Below are 325 nucleotides of genomic sequence, written 5' to 3'. Positions count from 1 at the left end.
TATCCCTGGGATTTAAAGGAACTGTTTGCCGGGCAGGGACTGTTGGGGGCCGGGGTGCCGGAGGCATACGGGGGTACCGGGCAGGGCCTGCCGGCGGTGTGCCTGATTGTGGAGGAGATTGCCAGGGTTTCTGCTTCCGCCTCATTGATTGTCGCAGCCCAGGAGCTGGGTTTGATGCCTATTCTGCTGGCCGGGACTGAAGAGCAAAAGCAAAAGTACCTTCCCGCTCTTGCGTCGGGGGATGACATCTGTGCCTTTGCGCTTACCGAGCCCAATGCAGGTTCCGATGCCGGTTCGTTCAGAACCAGGGCCCGTCGTGAGGGAG

Annotated in this window: 1 protein-coding gene; it reads left to right on the top strand. The window is 60.6% G+C overall.

Translation table 11 applies throughout. The features are described 5' to 3' along the window. The coding region (locus tag ACPLUI_RS07605) for an acyl-CoA dehydrogenase family protein (protein ID WP_424659667.1) at positions 1-325 on the top strand (325 nt) is incomplete at both ends.

This window comes from Desulfofundulus sp. (genome assembly GCF_049701015.1).
Taxonomy (GTDB): domain Bacteria; phylum Bacillota; class Desulfotomaculia; order Desulfotomaculales; family Desulfovirgulaceae; genus Desulfofundulus.
This window is presented reverse-complemented; position numbering and strand designations above follow the sequence as displayed.